Source organism: Enterobacter cloacae complex sp. 302F9, from assembly GCF_050030335.1.
GTDB lineage: Bacteria > Pseudomonadota > Gammaproteobacteria > Enterobacterales > Enterobacteriaceae > Enterobacter > Enterobacter hormaechei_C.
This window is the reverse complement of record NZ_JBLGUC010000001.1, coordinates 1,860,095-1,875,094: the sequence shown is the minus strand read 5'-3', so window position 1 is coordinate 1,875,094 and position 15,000 is coordinate 1,860,095. Positions and strand designations below refer to the sequence as shown.

The following is a 15,000-nucleotide window of genomic DNA, read 5'->3' as shown; positions in this document are numbered from 1 at the left end:
AAATCACCATGAACCAACGACGATACGGCCACCGCCGGGGATATTGACGGTAATACCGTTATTGTTGATAACGACCGTGTTATTGGTCCCGTTGAACGCAAAGTTACCGCTGTCTGCGTAGAGCTTGCCGTGGAATTCACAGTCGCCGTTCTTGTCGATGTTCCAGCCCTGAACTCCGGCTGCGAAGTTTGTCGAGCGGATATAACTGCCGATTTTCGCATTGGTGATACTGCCGTCCTGGATCATCGCGTCACGGATAAAGACCTGTCCGTTATAGACAAAGAAGGCGGCCTCATAGTTGCCGGGATCGCTTCCTGAGTAGATGCCGAACTGGTCAGCAGCGAATACAACCGTGGATTTGTAAGAACCACCTGAAGGCTCAATGGACATACCAAAGCCGGTGTTGTACTTCACGCCGTTACGGATAATGCCAAGGTTCAGGGTATATGAAGCCTTGCCTGTACCGTTGCTCGTCACCTCGGCGTTCATTTTCTGGTTAACCGCCGTCGTCAGGTCTCCAACCTCTGCCTGAACATACGTATCGAGGGAAGCGATAGCTTTCGTGTTATCACTGATGGCCGTTTGCTGTTCGAGGATTTGCGAGTTAACGCTTTCGAACTGAGACTTAACACTGGTGGTGAGCTGGGCTAACGCCTTGTCTACCGTGGCGATCGTTGTCCTGACCGTCATGATTTCGGCATTTACTTCCCCCAGTTGCTGAAACTGGCGCTCCACCGTGCCGTTATTCGCCAGTGCGTTTTGCAGAATACCTTCAAGGTTGGTATCAACGCCCTTCTCCACGTTTTTCATGGCGTCAGAATTCCTGACAGACTCGTCAATGACGTCAATCAGGCCCGAAGTATCGGTCTGGCACAGCGCGGCCACTTCAACAAACGCAGACGTACCAAACGCGTTGATCGTGCGGACATACCAGTAATAGGTGTGCCCGTTCTTCAGATTATGGCTGCTCCAGGTGGTGCCGATCCCGGCACGCGTTGCCCTGCCTTCAACCGTTGACGTGCTGGTATTCGGTAGCCTGGTTTCGCCGGACGTCCAGAAATCAAACTGCGTTGATACGTTCGTCACTGCTGCCAGGCGCGGGTATAGCGTGATGGCAAAATAGCTTTGCTCAATATCTACCCTTGACGGCGCTGGCGGTGCCTGAATGCTGAATTCAAGATATGCCTCCGGCGACTCTGCCCCCATCTGGTTTACCGCAGTGACGTGGGCCGTGTAGGTAGACTGAACAAGTCCTGTCAGGCGGGTAAAGGAACCCGGAACCTGAACAGAGAGCACCGTCTGACCCGCCTTGCGGATCACAACCTTGTTGTAAACAAACTGGCCGATGTTCTGCCAGGACAGCACGCCCTGAACCACCTGCCCAATCTCCTCGACGGTGTATTTCAGGTTCTGCGGCTGCGCCACCCCACCAGATGGCAGCTGCGTGAACGGCGGCCGCTCAATTGGCTTGCCTATTGCATCACCCCAGACATCAGCAGTCTCCTGTTTCAGGGTGATCTGCACCCCGTTCTGCACACCGAACCGCCAGTCGGTCACGCGCATTTCGACATTAATGATTCCGAGCGACGGGAAATTCACCTTCACGTACATGCCGGGACGGTAGCGATAGCCGCTCAGGTTCAGTGTGAGATTCATCGTTCGTGAAATGCGGGTGCGCTTCAGTTTGATGTCTGCCAGGCGCTGAGCCTGAAACTCACTGGTGACAAAGCGAAGTTTCAGATCCTGTGAAATCTCAACGCCATCTTCAGCAACCCATTCGCTGACAGACACCGCCGGGAAATCAGCCTCAGCGTAGGTCTGCTTAGGATCGATAAAGGTACCGTTAATGGTGTTGACGCGCTCAGACTGCGATACTTCCGGCATGATTTCGATATCGCCGGCCAGCTGACTTTCGGTGATCACTTCGGTTGCAGGGCCATAATACGCACCAACCAGAATGCCGTGCTTACCCGCAATGTACGTTGGCTCGCCAGCTCCGGCAGCCAGCATCGCTTCAAGAATGCTGGCTTTGTTTTCGTTCAGGTCGAACTCACCGTTTAAGGTGTAACGTTTTTCCGTGGTTCCGTCGCCGTTCGTTACCGTCTCGTCGCAAATGTTGGCGGCTTCCTGAAACTGATCCCAGTTGATATCCGCATCCGGCACCTTCAGGTAATTGCGGTAATAGTCCAGCACGCAGAGCGCAAGGTTGTTGCTGTATTCAGTGCGGCCGGTGCGCGGGTCATAGACCTTGCGCCCCGTTTTCTCGACCTTGATGTTAGGAATGCCTGAGGGGAATTTTTCAGCGTTAAACTTCAGCGACACGCGTAGCCAGGAAATGCCCTTGCCGATCATGTCCTCTTTCCAGGACGGGCAGTTCTGAAGCATAAACGGATCGGCGGTCTGGCGGTCGTTATGTACTTCGTAGGTGGCGTTATCAGGGTACGAACCAATATCGTCATCACCGAGATAGATGGTTCCCACACCGGAGAGAGGGTGTCCCGCCAGGGTGATCGCAAGATGAAGCCATTCGCCATCAGTCTGATCGCCCTTTTCCTCTTCAGAGAAGAAAAGCGTACCTGCTGATACCGTCCTGCCATATACCACCGTTTTCGGGCTGGCAGCCGCGCGCAGGACCTGCTTTCTTTCGGAGGTATCACGATAAGCACCAATAGAGGGCTTCTTCGTCAGCATCTGCGTTGCCACCTGTGCAGCAATCGTGATCGCCATTGCAACGGCATAAGCGCCATTAGCAGCGGCTGCACCAGCGGCAACGGTGGCGATAATCGGAATAGCAGCAGGCATCAGCGAACCCTCCAGGCGCTCAGTGGCTTAATCCTCAGGCAAACCAGCCCTTCCTCCCCCGGCACCCACACGGCGCCGCCGTAAACCACCCCGGCGCACCGGGTACCAGCATTCTCGACAACCGCGATATCTCCGCGCTGGGCCATCTTCACAGGTACCTCGTCGAGGTACTTCGCCAGAACTTTCTCCAGCGAGCCACCACCGCGCAGCAACGCTTTTTTCGCACCCGTTTCGCTGTCATACGTCCCGCGCCAGCCGTCGGCAAAATTATCCCCGGTCATCGCTTCAGCGCAGTCGGCTGCGAACAGGCAGCAGTCATGTTCGCCCCATAAAAAAGGCCGCTTTTCAGCGGCCCTTATCACGGCGATTAATCTGTTATGCCAGTCTGGATGCTTCATGCTTCCTCACGAATAGGTAAATCCTGGCGCATCTTTTTTGCTGCCCCAGTAAATTGAACGTTCTGCCATCTGTGCGACGTAACGAAAAATGCGATCGCCTGGCTGGGAGGCCTGATGCGATTCGTCGGTATAGCGGTCAGGGAACGGTCGCTGCCAGTCTTCAAAAATGTTACTGACGGTGTATTGCAGGGCGTTGGTTTCCCCCGACGTCGCGCCGGTACCGGATACCCGCCCCTTAAAAATCAGGTCAGCAACCTGAACAACGCCGTTGTCGTCCATAGCCACCAGATACAGTTCCGCCGGTTTCCCCACACAGCGCTCGTTAAGCGTTTTGGCAAACAGGGACATGTCCAGGCCGGAAAGCGTCATCCTGAGCTGCGTCGGGCTCGTCGTGTTGGTTTCATTGACATCATCAATGGCGCCCATCGTTCCCATGCCGTAATAGACATATCCGCCCAGCACCAGCGTGCCGGTGCCGGAATGGACGTAAGCGGTCCCGGATTCAAACTGGACACTGGCCGCCAGCACCGCGGTAACCCTGTCACGGGAGAGCCAGGTGATCATCGAATCTGAAAAAGGGGAATACAGCATTAAAACGCCTCCTCAAATTCCAGTGTGTAGCTGGTAAACACTCCAGGAACGCGGTTACCAGCACCCTGCTGGTTATCTTTCAGCTTAAAAATACCGTAGGGGTTAGCCACCTCAATTTTGCCGTTAACCGGCGGCGAGTTACGCAGCATCGGCGCAATCGGAATGATTGCGGTACCAGTTGAAGTGCTGGTCACATCAGCAGTGACCATCTTCAGCTCGTCGTTCACGGTAAGGTAATCCCCGGTACGCAGCACGAGCTTGCCGGGTGTCCAGCCTTTGCTGCTGAGCTGGGTACCCGTCTGGTTGGCATCCTGCACCACCGGATTTCCGGCTGGCGTTCTCCCCTCGCGTCCCCAGTCGCGAATTTTTACCCTGCCGTATTCACCATCGAGATCGGCCACCAGCGCATCGATACGCCGGGATTTATCGTCGGTAAGGTTGTTAAACGTCAGGGAGCAGATCCAGCGGGTGCCGGGGAAACGAACGGTCTGTGAGGCACCGTTAAAGGGAGAGCGAAATGTTTTGGTGTTACTTTCCGGTCGCCACGTCAGGGACGACGGGCATACATCAGCAGGCCATTCAAGCGCAGCCATACTTATTCACTCCTTATTAAACGCCAAGCAGTCGCCTGCCCTGCCCGTTGGTCTGGAAATCACTCAGCATGTCCTGCCGCGCCTTCTTCGCGCCGTCTCTGGCCCCTTTAGCGGCAGCCTCCTCCATCGCCTGCTTAAGCGCGGCATCGCCATTACCGGAAATGGAGAAATGCTGCTGAATGGTCTGTTGAATACTATTCCCTCCCGCGCTAACGGAGGAGACAGCATCATCTACCATTCGCACGCCGAGAGAGCCGTCTGCGGTTCTGGTTAGCGGCATGATCGCCTCTGGCCCAGCTTCACCCATCAAGCCAGCACCTTTAGCGAAGGCGAACATCGTAGGGCTGTTCACAATACCATTGCGGAATTTGCTCAGATCAGGGGAATCATAAACCCCGCCTTTTGCGTTCAGGGTTAAACCAGAAGCAGCTGAATCGTAGGCGCCAGATGGCGTACTGCCACCAGAAGACGCGCCGCCAAACATCCCGCCAAGCGAGCCGAGAAGCCCACTATCACCGGCAGACTTGAGGCTATTCACCAAGATAGCCCTAAGCAGAACCTTTTGGAGTTCGCTCAGCACGCTGTTAGCCCAGTCCGCCCAGTCCGCTTTACTCCCGTTGAGTGCATCCGCCATGTTGTCAACCAACCCATCCAGGGTGTTGCCCACAAGACCCGATACCTGACTGTAATAATCGCTGGAAGTGTCAATCCAGTTAGCCAGCCCATCCTGTGCACCAGCGAGCCAGTCGCCCTGAATTTTGTCCAGCTCCTCATAATGGGAACGATATTTTTCAAGCCGTACCGCAAGTGCCTTATCGAGTTCCTGGTTATAGCGGTCATATTCGGTAGAGGTCTTAATGTCTCCACTCTGGAATCTGCGTTGCAGGTCTTCGCGCTTCTCGTTAAATTCACGCTCAATATCGAGTTGCTCACGCATTCGTTCGCGTGCTTTATCCCCTAACCCGGCGCCGATAACATCCGCATCGAGGGAGCTTGCAGCGTTAGCATTTTCGCGCTGAAGGTTCGCAACATATTCGGCGAGCCTGATATTTTCCTCATTGGCCTTTTTAACTGAATTGAGGCGATCAACCTCAGTTGCGAGCTGCTCCAGGCGAGTCTTCTGAGTTTCATTAAGTCCAGCCAGTTTGCCGTCCGCAATATCAAACTGAAGCTTTTGTTGTTCTGTGACTTCTGCGCTTTTCTTTCCGGTGGTATCGATCAGAGCAATTTGACGAAGATAACTTGTCTCCATCGATTTAAACGAAGATTCAAGCTTTTTAAGGGTTGAATCAGGCTTCGTTTTACCGTTTGTTTCGTCTTTATCAAGCGCGTAGCCCCCACCTACTGTTGCAGGTTGAATTGGCAGTTTTGCTGGGCTACCAGCAACTAATTGACCCTTTAATTTTATTAAATCTTCTAACTCTTTTTTTGCATTTGCCAGAGTAATATTTGAATCGAGTACACTACCAATAATACTTTCAGTTTCAGGAAAGTTGCCTGCATCAATGTTTTTTTGGAGCCAGTCAATTCGTTCTTTTACCTGATCAAGATTTTTTAGGTCAATATTACCACCGATGGCGGCTATCCTATTACCTGTGCTTGCTGCTAATTGTCCAGCCGCAGCAGCTGATTTTACCAACCATCCGGTAAGCTCTGCCACCTCAGACACTAAGTTAGTGATACCCTGAAGAACCTTTGGATCTGTTAAAACTTTCCTTAATTGATCAAGTGAGTCTGTAAGAGGAGATAGGTCTACTTTGGCGAGTCCAGCTGAAATTTCTAATTTTAACCCTCGAACCTGTGCTTCAATATCCTCGAATATCTGATTCACTTTAACGAGATCGTCTATTGATGCAGGGTCTGGGGCAACTCCGAAATCTTTAGCGAGAATTAAAAACTGCTTAAGCTTCTCATTGTTATTATCAAACAGAGGAAGAAGTTTCGAAAGGTCATTGCCAAGGCTTTCAAGTACTGTTGTTTTTTCAGCGTTTGTGCTGATTTTACCAAGCGACTCACCAATCGCCAGAAGTTGTTTGTCTGGACTTACTTTGGATAATTTTTCAGCGGATAATCCAAGAGCATTCAGGGCATCAACGGCCTCACCTGACTTATTCAGGACCGCATCGCCGATTTTGTCACCAATATCTTTGAAGATATCGGCCATTTGATCGCCCGACACACCGGCCTTTTCGGCAGCGAACTGCCACGATAACAACTCTTGAGTGGAAATATTTAGTGATTTAGCCCAACGGTCTGTCTCTGCTATTTGTTTCGAGGTAGATTTTAGAAGCTGAAAACCAGCAACACCAACAGCGCCAGCTAAAGCAACTGTTGCTGACCCAATGGAGGCAAAAGCTTTGGTAGTTTCAGCGGCATCCTTCTGAACTTGCTTAGCCCACTGCTGAGAGGCTCTTTCTGCTTTATCCATGCCAGAAACAAAACCGCCAACCTTGGCAACAAGATCGAGTGTAAGGGTCCCGAGTGATTTCCCAGCCATAATTAACTCCAGAAATAAAAAAGCCCGCATTGCGGGCTGATTTTCATATGTTTGCTTTTAGACTTCGCTCAAGCTCGCTCTTGAAGTTTTTCCCAAGAGGGGGAGGCATTTCCCCTGCAATACGCTCAATAAGAGGCATGTTCATGAAAGTAATTTCTGATACCGATTTACCAGAGTGTTTTTCAAGCAGGAAGATTGAAAAATTGCGGACTTCCTCTAAATTAATACTACCGTCACCCTTAATGAAATCATCTTTGTTTATGGTTGATAGGTCATAGACTTTGTAATTATTTCTAGGCATATTTGTCTTTGTTTTATTTGCAAGCAATATTCCACCAATAAACAAAACCGCTGCAACAATTAAATAATTCTGCCGCTCGGCCATCAGGCCAATGTTGTTGACGCGTGAACCATCTCCGACAGGAACGCTTACATCCATGAGTAATGCAAAGACGCCTAACGCAACACCACCTAACGATAACAACCATCCTAAGTTTCTCATGTTTACTTCCCCTTTGAAGTTCAAGTTACAGTTTAACATGAGAAATTGATGTATCACCCCCAGGTACGCATAGCATCTTCAAGTTTGATCGGCTCGTTTGCAGCCTCCCGTTCCACAGCGGCAATGTGAGGCGCAAAATCAGCAATGCTGAAGGCAGGGGTGTTTTTGGTACGGTTTACGTTTGCCAGCACAGAAGAAACCAGTGCCGCACCCCACTCCGTTCGCATCATCAGGTTCAGATTGCCGTACTTCTGCCGGTACTGCACCCACTGCTGGAACTCGCGGAAGCTGAGGCGTTCTTTTGCCTCAGCGATAGTGCGGCCACCTATCCCGTTAAGGACTAGTTCGCACCAGATTTCGTCTTCTGCGCTGAGTCCGTCTTTCCCAGATCGTTAACTTCCTGAATAGCCAGCAGCAGCGCCACCGTCAGGCCACCATCCAGCGCGCCACGGTCTGGATCGGCCTCGCCGGTAACATCGGCAACCGTAAACACCTGATGCCCATTTTCATCGCAAATTGACGCTGCGATACGCCCAGCAACCCCATCAATACGGCCCAGACCAGCAAGCACATCTGATGTGGCAGTGTGATAACCAAGAGGACGGATATAAGTTGTGGCTGTATGTTCCTTACCATCCTGTGATTTCCAGGTAATCTCTTTTTCAACCGGGCGGCCGGTAAACGCTCCCGTTTCTTTCAGTGTGTCGAGTGTCAGTTTCATTTATCTTTCCCGATAATGTTTGTTGATACGCGGGGGATCGCCCCCGCCAGTGATCAGCTGCCAGACTGCTCTTTCGGAATCCATGCACCCTGCCCGGAACGCTGGATAGTGGCAGAAGTCTGCACGACCGTGTTTCCCTGAAAGTCGAACGGGAAGTCGGAAACGTATCCCTTGAATACGTACCAGGTTCGATCGGGAGGAAGCACCAGGCCATCTACAGCACCCGGACCAGTTCCCGCTGTCGGCTCTGATTCTCCATCAGACCAGCCGATAGCAAACGTTACGTCGCTCTGGTCATTTGACTCTGCCATGTTGCTGAGCATCAGGTGGCTGGCGTTAGTTGGATCTGCGTTAAGCGTGGCCGTTGCCTGCCCCGGTGTACGCAATCCCTTTTTATATTTTCGGGTGTTACGTTCGCTCAGGCAGGTGTCATCAATCTGATCTGCCGGGCTTCCACCTGGTGAAAATGCAGTGATGCATTCAATTTCGCTCACGACACCATTCGCGAGCACGTACAACTGTGTGCCTTGAGTCACTACTGACATAGTTATCTCCGGGTATAAAAAAACCGGCGGCGCCGGTGTGTTATGGAAGGTTGTTTTATCGTTTGACGAGCCAGTCGACGTCGAAGGAATAACGGTACTTCATGGTACTGGGTTCCAGTTCCTGCGTACCCCACCTGGTGATTATTGCGCTGCCTTCGATCACATCACGAAGCGCCCGCGCAACCGTGATGACTTCTGTATCTGTGTCGGCGTAAACGTCAATCTGAACAGAAAAGCGGTCTATATCGGGGCGCTGCTTCAGGTAGTTTTGTGGATCACCGTCAATGTTCTGCCAGACCGCATAGGGATAGACAACTTCATCAAAATGCTTGCCGAAGGGGTACAGCCTTACGGGAGATTCTCCCAGCAGGGAGCGAACCTCCTGGCTGGCTGCACAAACTTTAAAAACAGGCGCTATCATGCTTTGGTCCCCTTTTTCACGGCCTGCCTGATCGCACGATCGATAGCTTTTTCCATTTCTTCCGCAAAAACGTTAATGACAGGGCCATCGATACCGTTCATCGCGGGGCGGATGATAGGTCGTGCTGCTGCATGCTCTGTTCCGAATTCAAGCATTCGCCAGTACCAGGTATCGCCGCCGGGATTTCCTTTGTCGCCTGCTGTTTTGTAAGTCCCACCGGCTCGCCCCTTTCTGACGTTGGCTTTTGTCTGGGCATACTGTCGCGCACCGCCCATAACGCCAACGCGGAAAGTCAGGTTACCCGTTCTCCGTAATTCACGACTACCAAAGCTGGCAACGATATTTTTATAGATGGCCTCTTTGGTCAGTGGGTCATCAACCCGGGCAGCATTACTCCGGGCACGGTCCCTGATTAAATTCGCGGCTTTACGAAGCGCAAATCGTCCCGCTTTGTTACGGGTGACGTCCGATACTGCCTCCATTTTCCCAAGCAGGGAATCAAGCCCGGTAAGACTTACTTCAACACCATCAGCCATCGTTTACCCCTTCTGAGCAGGGAAGCGTGAGATATTCGCGGCCACTTTTCGGATCAGGAAGCACGCCCTCGATGTTATATATCCCGCCGCGAAACAGGATGCGATTCATCCGGGTAATTCCCGGTCGAAAGCGAATTGTGATACGGGTAGTGATTTCCCCCTGCGATGCCTGGGCTGCAATAAACTCGCGAGCCGACAAAGGGGAGACTTCGGCCCATACGGTAGCCACATCCCGCCAGGTTTTATTTACAGCTCCAGTCTCTGGGTTCTGAACCATCACCGGCTCCTGGATTGTTACCCGGTGACGTAGTTTCCCGGCCTGCATTCTACCCCCTGGCTTTTTGGCTGAGATACTGAGGTTTAAAATCGTTAAGTGACGTAATTTCAACCCCATCATCTTCAGCCAGTGACTGGATAATGACATCGCATAACGCCATATTGGATTCAGCCAGCCGGTTTATCGCGTCCGTCTGCTCCCTCTGCGCTTCTGTCTGTTCGCGTAGAGCTGTTATCAGCTCGTTTACCTGTTGCTCGTTCATATGCAATTTTCGCCCATTTTTTTATCCACTCGCGCCGTTCGGCGCACCCTGAGCAAGCCATGTGCACCACCTAGATAATTGTCGGTAACCGGAGATCGTAAATCAGCATCGTCACTGAAAAGGGAAGCTCACCCTGTTTGAGTTTCTCTTCCTCTTCTCCGTTTCGGTTTCGATCGAGATACCCCAGGAGAACGAGTAAAGCTGTTTGCATGCGTTTCAGTGGCTCACCCTCTATAAGCTTCCCGCTATTATCAACAACCCTGTCACGACTTCCCTGGATGTATGAGAGAAGCGCTGCACTGCCAGACTGAATCTTTAGAGTCAGATCAGCATCACCGGCATCATCATCTATCCGCAAATGTTCTCTGGCCTGTTCCAGTGTCACAAGTTCAATCACGTTTTATCCCTCCCGTCGCGGCCACGCTTGGCAGCCAGGGTCCAGCCTTTCGAACCTGCCTCACCCGGCTTGTCCTGGGTCTGCTCGTCGCAGTGCCAGAGCGAACCGCCCCATGTAACTGTGTCGCCAGGCAGATATTCCTGACCGGATTTGAATACGCCCTGATAAATCATTACAGGCACGTCAAAGGATTTAGTTTCACTGGTGCCACTGGTGCGGTTAACCGTCAGGGTGAAGGTACGCTGCTCAGAATGCTGTATATCAATGCCCGACACGCCATCAACAAGACACTCCCATCCTCGCATGCCATGGGTTTTCTCGTAAGCGCGCCACAGGCCGCCGTTATGCGTTGCATAGCTGCCACGCGGATAGCTTTTCTCTTCATAAATAAAGGGGAGAACTTCAAGCGTCAGCGCGTCCCGGCCATCTGCGCCATCCTTACCCGGTTCAGCGGCTGGCATTGCGGATACCGCATCGCTTACGGCCTGCTCAACGAGCTGCTTAAGCATGGAAGGGTCAAAATCCTTACCATCCTTCGGCGTAGGAATTTCTGCCACGGCATTCCTGACCATCTCCTGAATCATCGGCTGGACGTCTTCAGGCGTGACGCTTTTACCGTCGCGCGGTGCCGGGATTGCAGCTACCGCATCGCTGACCATGGCGGCAATATCCGGCAATCCTGGTGCTGTCGGTGCAGGTAAATGAGCGATGGCCGCCTTTACCATGCTCTCAATGTCGGGATCGGGCGCATTGCTGATTTCTTCAACCTGCTTTGCGAGCCTCGATAGCTTTTCTTCATATTCTTCTCGCTGCGCCTGAAGGTTTTTGCTGAAACTGTCACGCATTTCAGCGAGAACCTGACCAAATTCCTCGCCCAGCACCTTTATCAGGGATAGTTCGCGCTCATTCATTTTGTAAGAAATCCTCTGATCATGGCTTTGGCTGCCGACTGCTCAGCATCGGTTAAAGCCTTTCCTTCATTCGATGAGGCTGAAGGTTGGGACAAACTGCTTTTACCAAACGGATCATCCGAAGCATCACGGCGCGCCAGCGCCTCAAGGCTGAAGTTCTGCTGTTGAAGGTAAAGAGAGTCCCCTCCAGCCAGGGGAGGCAGGTTCTCACTTTTCCTCGCTTCGTTTGGTGTGAGGATAGTATTTTTCACCCCTTCCCCCAGGGATTTGATACGGCGTTCACTGTCCATACGCAGCAGCGCATTAACATCAAACTCAGTCCCTGTATCACCCTCAAGTTCAAACGCTTCATCCAGCAGCAATTCGATGGACTCAATCAGGGACTGAAGACACTGTGAGTAATACTGCTGATCCTGCGCCTCGATGTTGTCATGCGTTGGCAGTTCACCAATGCCAACCTTATAAGCAGGCACGTGAAATACTGAACAGACAATCTGCGCGGTCATGCGAAGCTGTTCGACAGTTTGCGCATCAGCAGCTGAGACCGTCCGGGGAACATATTTCGCACCATTGCTCAGAATGGCGGTTTTACCCGCATTTTCCCCGGTATAACCAGTGTCCCAGTTTTCTTTGATCTTCCTGGCGTTCTCTTCCGTAATCGAGCCCGGAACCTCGATAACACCGCTGGGTTTCCCGCCATTGCGGAAAAAGTACGCTGAGCTTTCCTGAATATGGTGACCCTGCATTGCAGCCAGACCAGCAGCATAAATCGGGGAAAGACCAATAAGGGGGTGGAACAGACAGTTGAACCGATCATGAATAACCTCTCGTGCCGGTACTGTCACAGATGATTCAATACCGGCCATGTTATCCGGATTGATCTGGTAGAAGACAGAGCCATCATCAGCTACCAGCGGCGTAACCTTGTTCCAGTCCAGCAGCCTCAGCTCGGTTATCTCACCGCGATTGTTCCGGATCTTGAGCGCAACGGTATTACCTTCGCACAGCTTGGAATTCAGCCAGTGCTCAAAGAACTGGATGCGGTTCTGAAAGGCATTTGGCCTGGAATACAGCGCGGCTATCTTTCCGGTTTTAATTTCCCTCCGAACGCCATTTGAATCCTGTTTCATCAGGCGCGGAGGCATTTTAGCGATGTCACTTGCGATCAGAGATATGCAGGAAAACACAGCATAATAGGAGAGAACCGTTTTGGGCTTAATTTCCATATTCTGCTGCCAGGCCCCGGCGTAGGGTTCGTGGACATAACTGAACATCGGCGCCCAGCCCCCGCGGTTGACAACAGGCTGCTGTAGATTTTTGACTTGCCCCTCTTTTCTTCGGAAAGGATTCCACATTAGCCGTTCTCCGCTTTACGCTTATTCTTCCTCACCCTGGTAGTTACCTCGGTGAAATATTCAGCCTTGCCAAGCAGCACCAGCACCCTTGCGCACCGTTCGTCCACGGTCTTTACGTCTCCCGTAACAGAGTCATGTGTGCGTTGCAGATATCTGATTTTTGCCATGCAATATGGCGGGGTTTCCCCCGCCCTCCTTTCGCGTTAGCTTCCCTGGTTAGAGCCGTAGTTCACACCAGAAATAACCGCCACCGCTGCCGTGCGGCGACGCTTCCAGTTGATCCAGCGCTCGGCACGGATAGCTACGCTGTTCGTCTGGAACATGGAAACCAGCTCCGTTCCGGTTGTGCTGACGCTGTCGCCTGTAGGATCGCTTTCCATTTCCAGAGAGGCTTCACGTGACATATCCACTGCCACACCACCGTCGTCAGCCAGATAAATATCCGGCGCGTTCAGCAGGGTAAGATTGCTTCCGGCGTACTGCGAAACGATAGCCGGAAGCCCCTGGAATGTGCCGCCAAGCAGGGTCATTTCCGGATACATTTTCTGACCCAGAGCATTTTTCTTCATGGACAGTGCCAGCGCGTTGGTGCTGGACATGATCCACACGCCGCCAGTTGGCTGGAGGTTATTGGAGACAAACTGAGCGAATGCCGCTTCAGCATCTGCATCCGGATCGCCGGTTGATGGAACAGCCACAATACCGTTGGTAATTGAGGCCGGAGAGACGTTAGCAACTTCAGCTTTCGCCGGGTTAATGAAGTCCGTATCCAGGCGTGCAATGACCGCTTCTGCCAGCGCATTACGCACCAGTGCATCAGCTGCCGGATTGGAGAACCGGATCAGCTCATCGGTCAGCACCGCAATGGCTGCGACTTTGGCGAAGCTGAACGTGATGGACTCAAAGTCGAATTTGGTCAGCGGCTTGGCCTTACCCTGACCTACCCAGTTTGCAGATCCGCCGGAAGTTTGTGCCGGAATGCGAATGTTGAACGGGACCTGACGCAGGGCAGGAATACCACCCTGACCGAAACGACCGATAATGGTCTGCGGGCGGAGGAATTCAACAAAATCATTTGCATATTCCTGATACTCCACCAGCGCGCCAGCCCACTGAGGATCGGTCGTTGTGCCAGCACCAACAGCGGCTTTCAGCACATGATGAAGTTTCGCATCATCCGGGTACTGCTTACGTGCAATTTCCAGCGCTTCAGAACGGCTGCCGTTTGCCGCCGCCAGTGCCTTGGCAAAACGGGCAAAGGCGATACCTTTCTCCAGATTTTGCTCAACGCGAATGATCCCCGGTGCGTTTGTCTTCACGGTGGTGAATTCGCCACCAGCAGCTTTAGATACCGGTTTTGCAGTCGATGCCAGATTGCTTTCCATGTCGCGCAGTCGTTTGAGGTGCGCATCAACTGATTTAATTTCTGCGGATGTGTTGTCGTAGCTCTCTTCTTCTTCAGCGTCCAGGGTGCGTCCCTCTTCAGCCGCCTTTGACATCACTTCATCAAGTGATGCGGCCAGCGCTGCACGCTTCGCTTCAAAGCTCTTGATTTGTTCTGCGATATTCATCGAAATGTTTCCTTTTTTGGTTTTGGGTGCTGTAGCGCCAGCGGTTTTAGAGGTTTTCACTACCGGTTTCTCATTGCCTGACGCGGCGAGAAACTGGCGATCGAAAGATTTAACGGTCTGGATGGAGCATTCGGCATTGGCCGGAATGGTCACCGCCGAGACCTCAAGCAGGTCCCAAGACAAAAAGCGAATACCGCCTTCATCCAGGAAGGAATACTCAATTGGGCGGAACCCAATCGACAGGCCGCGTACCAGCCCCGCCTTAATCGAAGCCCACGCTTCATCAAGACGTGCGATTAACTGGGATGGCATGTCAGGGGTTGGTTTCACGAGCTTTGCTGTGATCTGCAACCCCTCTTTCACCATTTTTGGCGTGCAGGTGCCAATAGGCTGAGAGCGGTCGTGCTGCCAGAGGAACGGCGTATCGCTGCGGAATTTCGCCCCCTCCGGCTCCATAATGTCACCGTCACGATCGGGAGACGGTGTTGAGGCGATGCCGGTGATAATCCGCTCATCCTCATTTACCGACTTCACCGTCATGAGGGTGCAGGCGCGTTTAAGCGTCATTTGCTGGCCTCCAGAAATGAAAAAACCCGCATGTGCGGGCCATTAACTGACGTG

General features: G+C 52.3%; 17 protein-coding genes. All 17 read right to left on the bottom strand.

Annotated elements, in window-relative coordinates; translation table 11 throughout:
* Positions 1-3 precede the first annotated feature (3 nt).
* Entirely contained in the window at positions 4-2,802 is a 2,799-nt protein-coding gene (locus ACQG0T_RS08945) for a phage tail tip fiber protein (RefSeq protein WP_426723772.1), read from the bottom strand.
* Positions 2,802-3,200 carry a DUF6950 family protein gene (locus ACQG0T_RS08940; RefSeq protein WP_214606546.1) on the bottom strand — a complete coding sequence of 133 codons (399 nt, stop codon included), beginning with the start codon at positions 3,198-3,200 and terminating at the stop codon, positions 2,802-2,804. Before ACQG0T_RS08940 ends, ACQG0T_RS08945 begins: the two co-directional genes overlap by 1 nt.
* 6 nt (positions 3,201-3,206) lie before the next feature.
* Entirely contained in the window at positions 3,207-3,791 is a 585-nt protein-coding gene (locus ACQG0T_RS08935) for a hypothetical protein (RefSeq protein ID WP_426723771.1), read from the bottom strand.
* On the bottom strand, positions 3,791-4,384 hold the full coding sequence (locus ACQG0T_RS08930; RefSeq protein WP_063843781.1) for a hypothetical protein: 594 nt from the start codon (positions 4,382-4,384) through the stop codon (positions 3,791-3,793). Before ACQG0T_RS08930 ends, ACQG0T_RS08935 begins: the two co-directional genes overlap by 1 nt.
* Positions 4,385-4,400: 16 nt before the next feature.
* Complete coding sequence (locus ACQG0T_RS08925; RefSeq protein ID WP_426723770.1) at positions 4,401-6,881, bottom strand: phage tail tape measure protein; 2,481 nt, start codon at positions 6,879-6,881, stop codon at positions 4,401-4,403.
* Positions 6,882-6,924: 43 nt separating this feature from the next.
* Entirely contained in the window at positions 6,925-7,383 is a 459-nt protein-coding gene (locus tag ACQG0T_RS08920; RefSeq protein WP_426723769.1) for a hypothetical protein, read from the bottom strand.
* Positions 7,384-7,436: 53 nt separating this feature from the next.
* Positions 7,437-7,649, bottom strand: coding sequence for a phage tail assembly protein T (locus tag ACQG0T_RS08915; protein WP_050595464.1), 213 nt, complete (start codon positions 7,647-7,649; stop codon positions 7,437-7,439).
* Between the two features lie 74 nt (positions 7,650-7,723).
* On the bottom strand, positions 7,724-8,104 hold the full coding sequence (locus ACQG0T_RS08910; RefSeq protein ID WP_079780906.1) for a phage tail assembly chaperone family protein, TAC: 381 nt from the start codon (positions 8,102-8,104) through the stop codon (positions 7,724-7,726).
* Between the two features lie 53 nt (positions 8,105-8,157).
* A complete protein-coding gene (locus ACQG0T_RS08905; protein WP_032104578.1) occupies positions 8,158-8,649 on the bottom strand; it encodes a phage tail tube protein in 492 nt (163 codons plus the stop codon).
* A 55-nt stretch (positions 8,650-8,704) separates the two neighbouring features.
* Positions 8,705-9,070 carry a tail completion protein gp17 gene (gp17, locus tag ACQG0T_RS08900; RefSeq protein WP_032104580.1) on the bottom strand — a complete coding sequence of 122 codons (366 nt, stop codon included), beginning with the start codon at positions 9,068-9,070 and terminating at the stop codon, positions 8,705-8,707.
* The gene (locus ACQG0T_RS08895; protein WP_032104581.1) at positions 9,067-9,606 is read right to left on the bottom strand and encodes an HK97-gp10 family putative phage morphogenesis protein; all 540 of its coding nucleotides are present in this window, start codon (positions 9,604-9,606) and stop codon (positions 9,067-9,069) included. The genes gp17 and ACQG0T_RS08895 overlap by 4 nt, the downstream gene beginning before the upstream one ends.
* On the bottom strand, positions 9,599-9,931 hold the full coding sequence (locus ACQG0T_RS08890) for a phage head closure protein (RefSeq protein WP_032104582.1): 333 nt from the start codon (positions 9,929-9,931) through the stop codon (positions 9,599-9,601). The genes ACQG0T_RS08895 and ACQG0T_RS08890 overlap by 8 nt, the downstream gene beginning before the upstream one ends.
* Before the next feature lies 1 nt (position 9,932).
* The gene (locus tag ACQG0T_RS08885; RefSeq protein ID WP_032104584.1) at positions 9,933-10,145 is read right to left on the bottom strand and encodes a hypothetical protein; all 213 of its coding nucleotides are present in this window, start codon (positions 10,143-10,145) and stop codon (positions 9,933-9,935) included.
* A 70-nt stretch (positions 10,146-10,215) separates the two neighbouring features.
* A complete protein-coding gene (locus ACQG0T_RS08880; protein ID WP_032104585.1) occupies positions 10,216-10,542 on the bottom strand; it encodes a head-tail connector protein in 327 nt (108 codons plus the stop codon).
* Positions 10,539-11,453 carry a phage portal protein gene (locus tag ACQG0T_RS08875; protein ID WP_032104587.1) on the bottom strand — a complete coding sequence of 305 codons (915 nt, stop codon included), beginning with the start codon at positions 11,451-11,453 and terminating at the stop codon, positions 10,539-10,541. Before ACQG0T_RS08875 ends, ACQG0T_RS08880 begins: the two co-directional genes overlap by 4 nt.
* A complete protein-coding gene (locus ACQG0T_RS08870; RefSeq protein ID WP_426723768.1) occupies positions 11,450-12,808 on the bottom strand; it encodes a phage portal protein in 1,359 nt (452 codons plus the stop codon). The genes ACQG0T_RS08875 and ACQG0T_RS08870 overlap by 4 nt, the downstream gene beginning before the upstream one ends.
* Before the next feature lie 203 nt (positions 12,809-13,011).
* Positions 13,012-14,946 carry a phage major capsid protein gene (locus ACQG0T_RS08865; protein WP_426723767.1) on the bottom strand — a complete coding sequence of 645 codons (1,935 nt, stop codon included), beginning with the start codon at positions 14,944-14,946 and terminating at the stop codon, positions 13,012-13,014.
* Positions 14,947-15,000: the final 54 nt, after the last annotated feature.

What these genes read in the sequence shown, in the direction of transcription:
- ACQG0T_RS08875 (WP_032104587.1), bottom strand. Translation starts at nt 11,453, where the DNA reads ATGAATGAGCGCGAACTATCCCTGATAAAGGTGCTGGGCGAGGAATTT.
- ACQG0T_RS08925 (WP_426723770.1), bottom strand. Translation starts at nt 6,881, where the DNA reads ATGGCTGGGAAATCACTCGGGACCCTTACACTCGATCTTGTTGCCAAG.
- ACQG0T_RS08895 (WP_032104581.1), bottom strand. Translation starts at nt 9,606, where the DNA reads ATGGCTGATGGTGTTGAAGTAAGTCTTACCGGGCTTGATTCCCTGCTT.
- ACQG0T_RS08930 (WP_063843781.1), bottom strand. Translation starts at nt 4,384, where the DNA reads ATGGCTGCGCTTGAATGGCCTGCTGATGTATGCCCGTCGTCCCTGACG.
- ACQG0T_RS08945 (WP_426723772.1), bottom strand. Translation starts at nt 2,802, where the DNA reads ATGCCTGCTGCTATTCCGATTATCGCCACCGTTGCCGCTGGTGCAGCC.
- ACQG0T_RS08905 (WP_032104578.1), bottom strand. Translation starts at nt 8,649, where the DNA reads ATGTCAGTAGTGACTCAAGGCACACAGTTGTACGTGCTCGCGAATGGT.
- ACQG0T_RS08890 (WP_032104582.1), bottom strand. Translation starts at nt 9,931, where the DNA reads ATGCAGGCCGGGAAACTACGTCACCGGGTAACAATCCAGGAGCCGGTG.
- ACQG0T_RS08935 (WP_426723771.1), bottom strand. Translation starts at nt 3,791, where the DNA reads ATGCTGTATTCCCCTTTTTCAGATTCGATGATCACCTGGCTCTCCCGT.
- ACQG0T_RS08910 (WP_079780906.1), bottom strand. Translation starts at nt 8,104, where the DNA reads ATGAAACTGACACTCGACACACTGAAAGAAACGGGAGCGTTTACCGGC.
- ACQG0T_RS08885 (WP_032104584.1), bottom strand. Translation starts at nt 10,145, where the DNA reads ATGAACGAGCAACAGGTAAACGAGCTGATAACAGCTCTACGCGAACAG.
- ACQG0T_RS08870 (WP_426723768.1), bottom strand. Translation starts at nt 12,808, where the DNA reads ATGTGGAATCCTTTCCGAAGAAAAGAGGGGCAAGTCAAAAATCTACAG.
- ACQG0T_RS08865 (WP_426723767.1), bottom strand. Translation starts at nt 14,946, where the DNA reads ATGACGCTTAAACGCGCCTGCACCCTCATGACGGTGAAGTCGGTAAAT.
- gp17 (WP_032104580.1), bottom strand. Translation starts at nt 9,070, where the DNA reads ATGATAGCGCCTGTTTTTAAAGTTTGTGCAGCCAGCCAGGAGGTTCGC.
- ACQG0T_RS08940 (WP_214606546.1), bottom strand. Translation starts at nt 3,200, where the DNA reads ATGAAGCATCCAGACTGGCATAACAGATTAATCGCCGTGATAAGGGCC.
- ACQG0T_RS08920 (WP_426723769.1), bottom strand. Translation starts at nt 7,383, where the DNA reads ATGAGAAACTTAGGATGGTTGTTATCGTTAGGTGGTGTTGCGTTAGGC.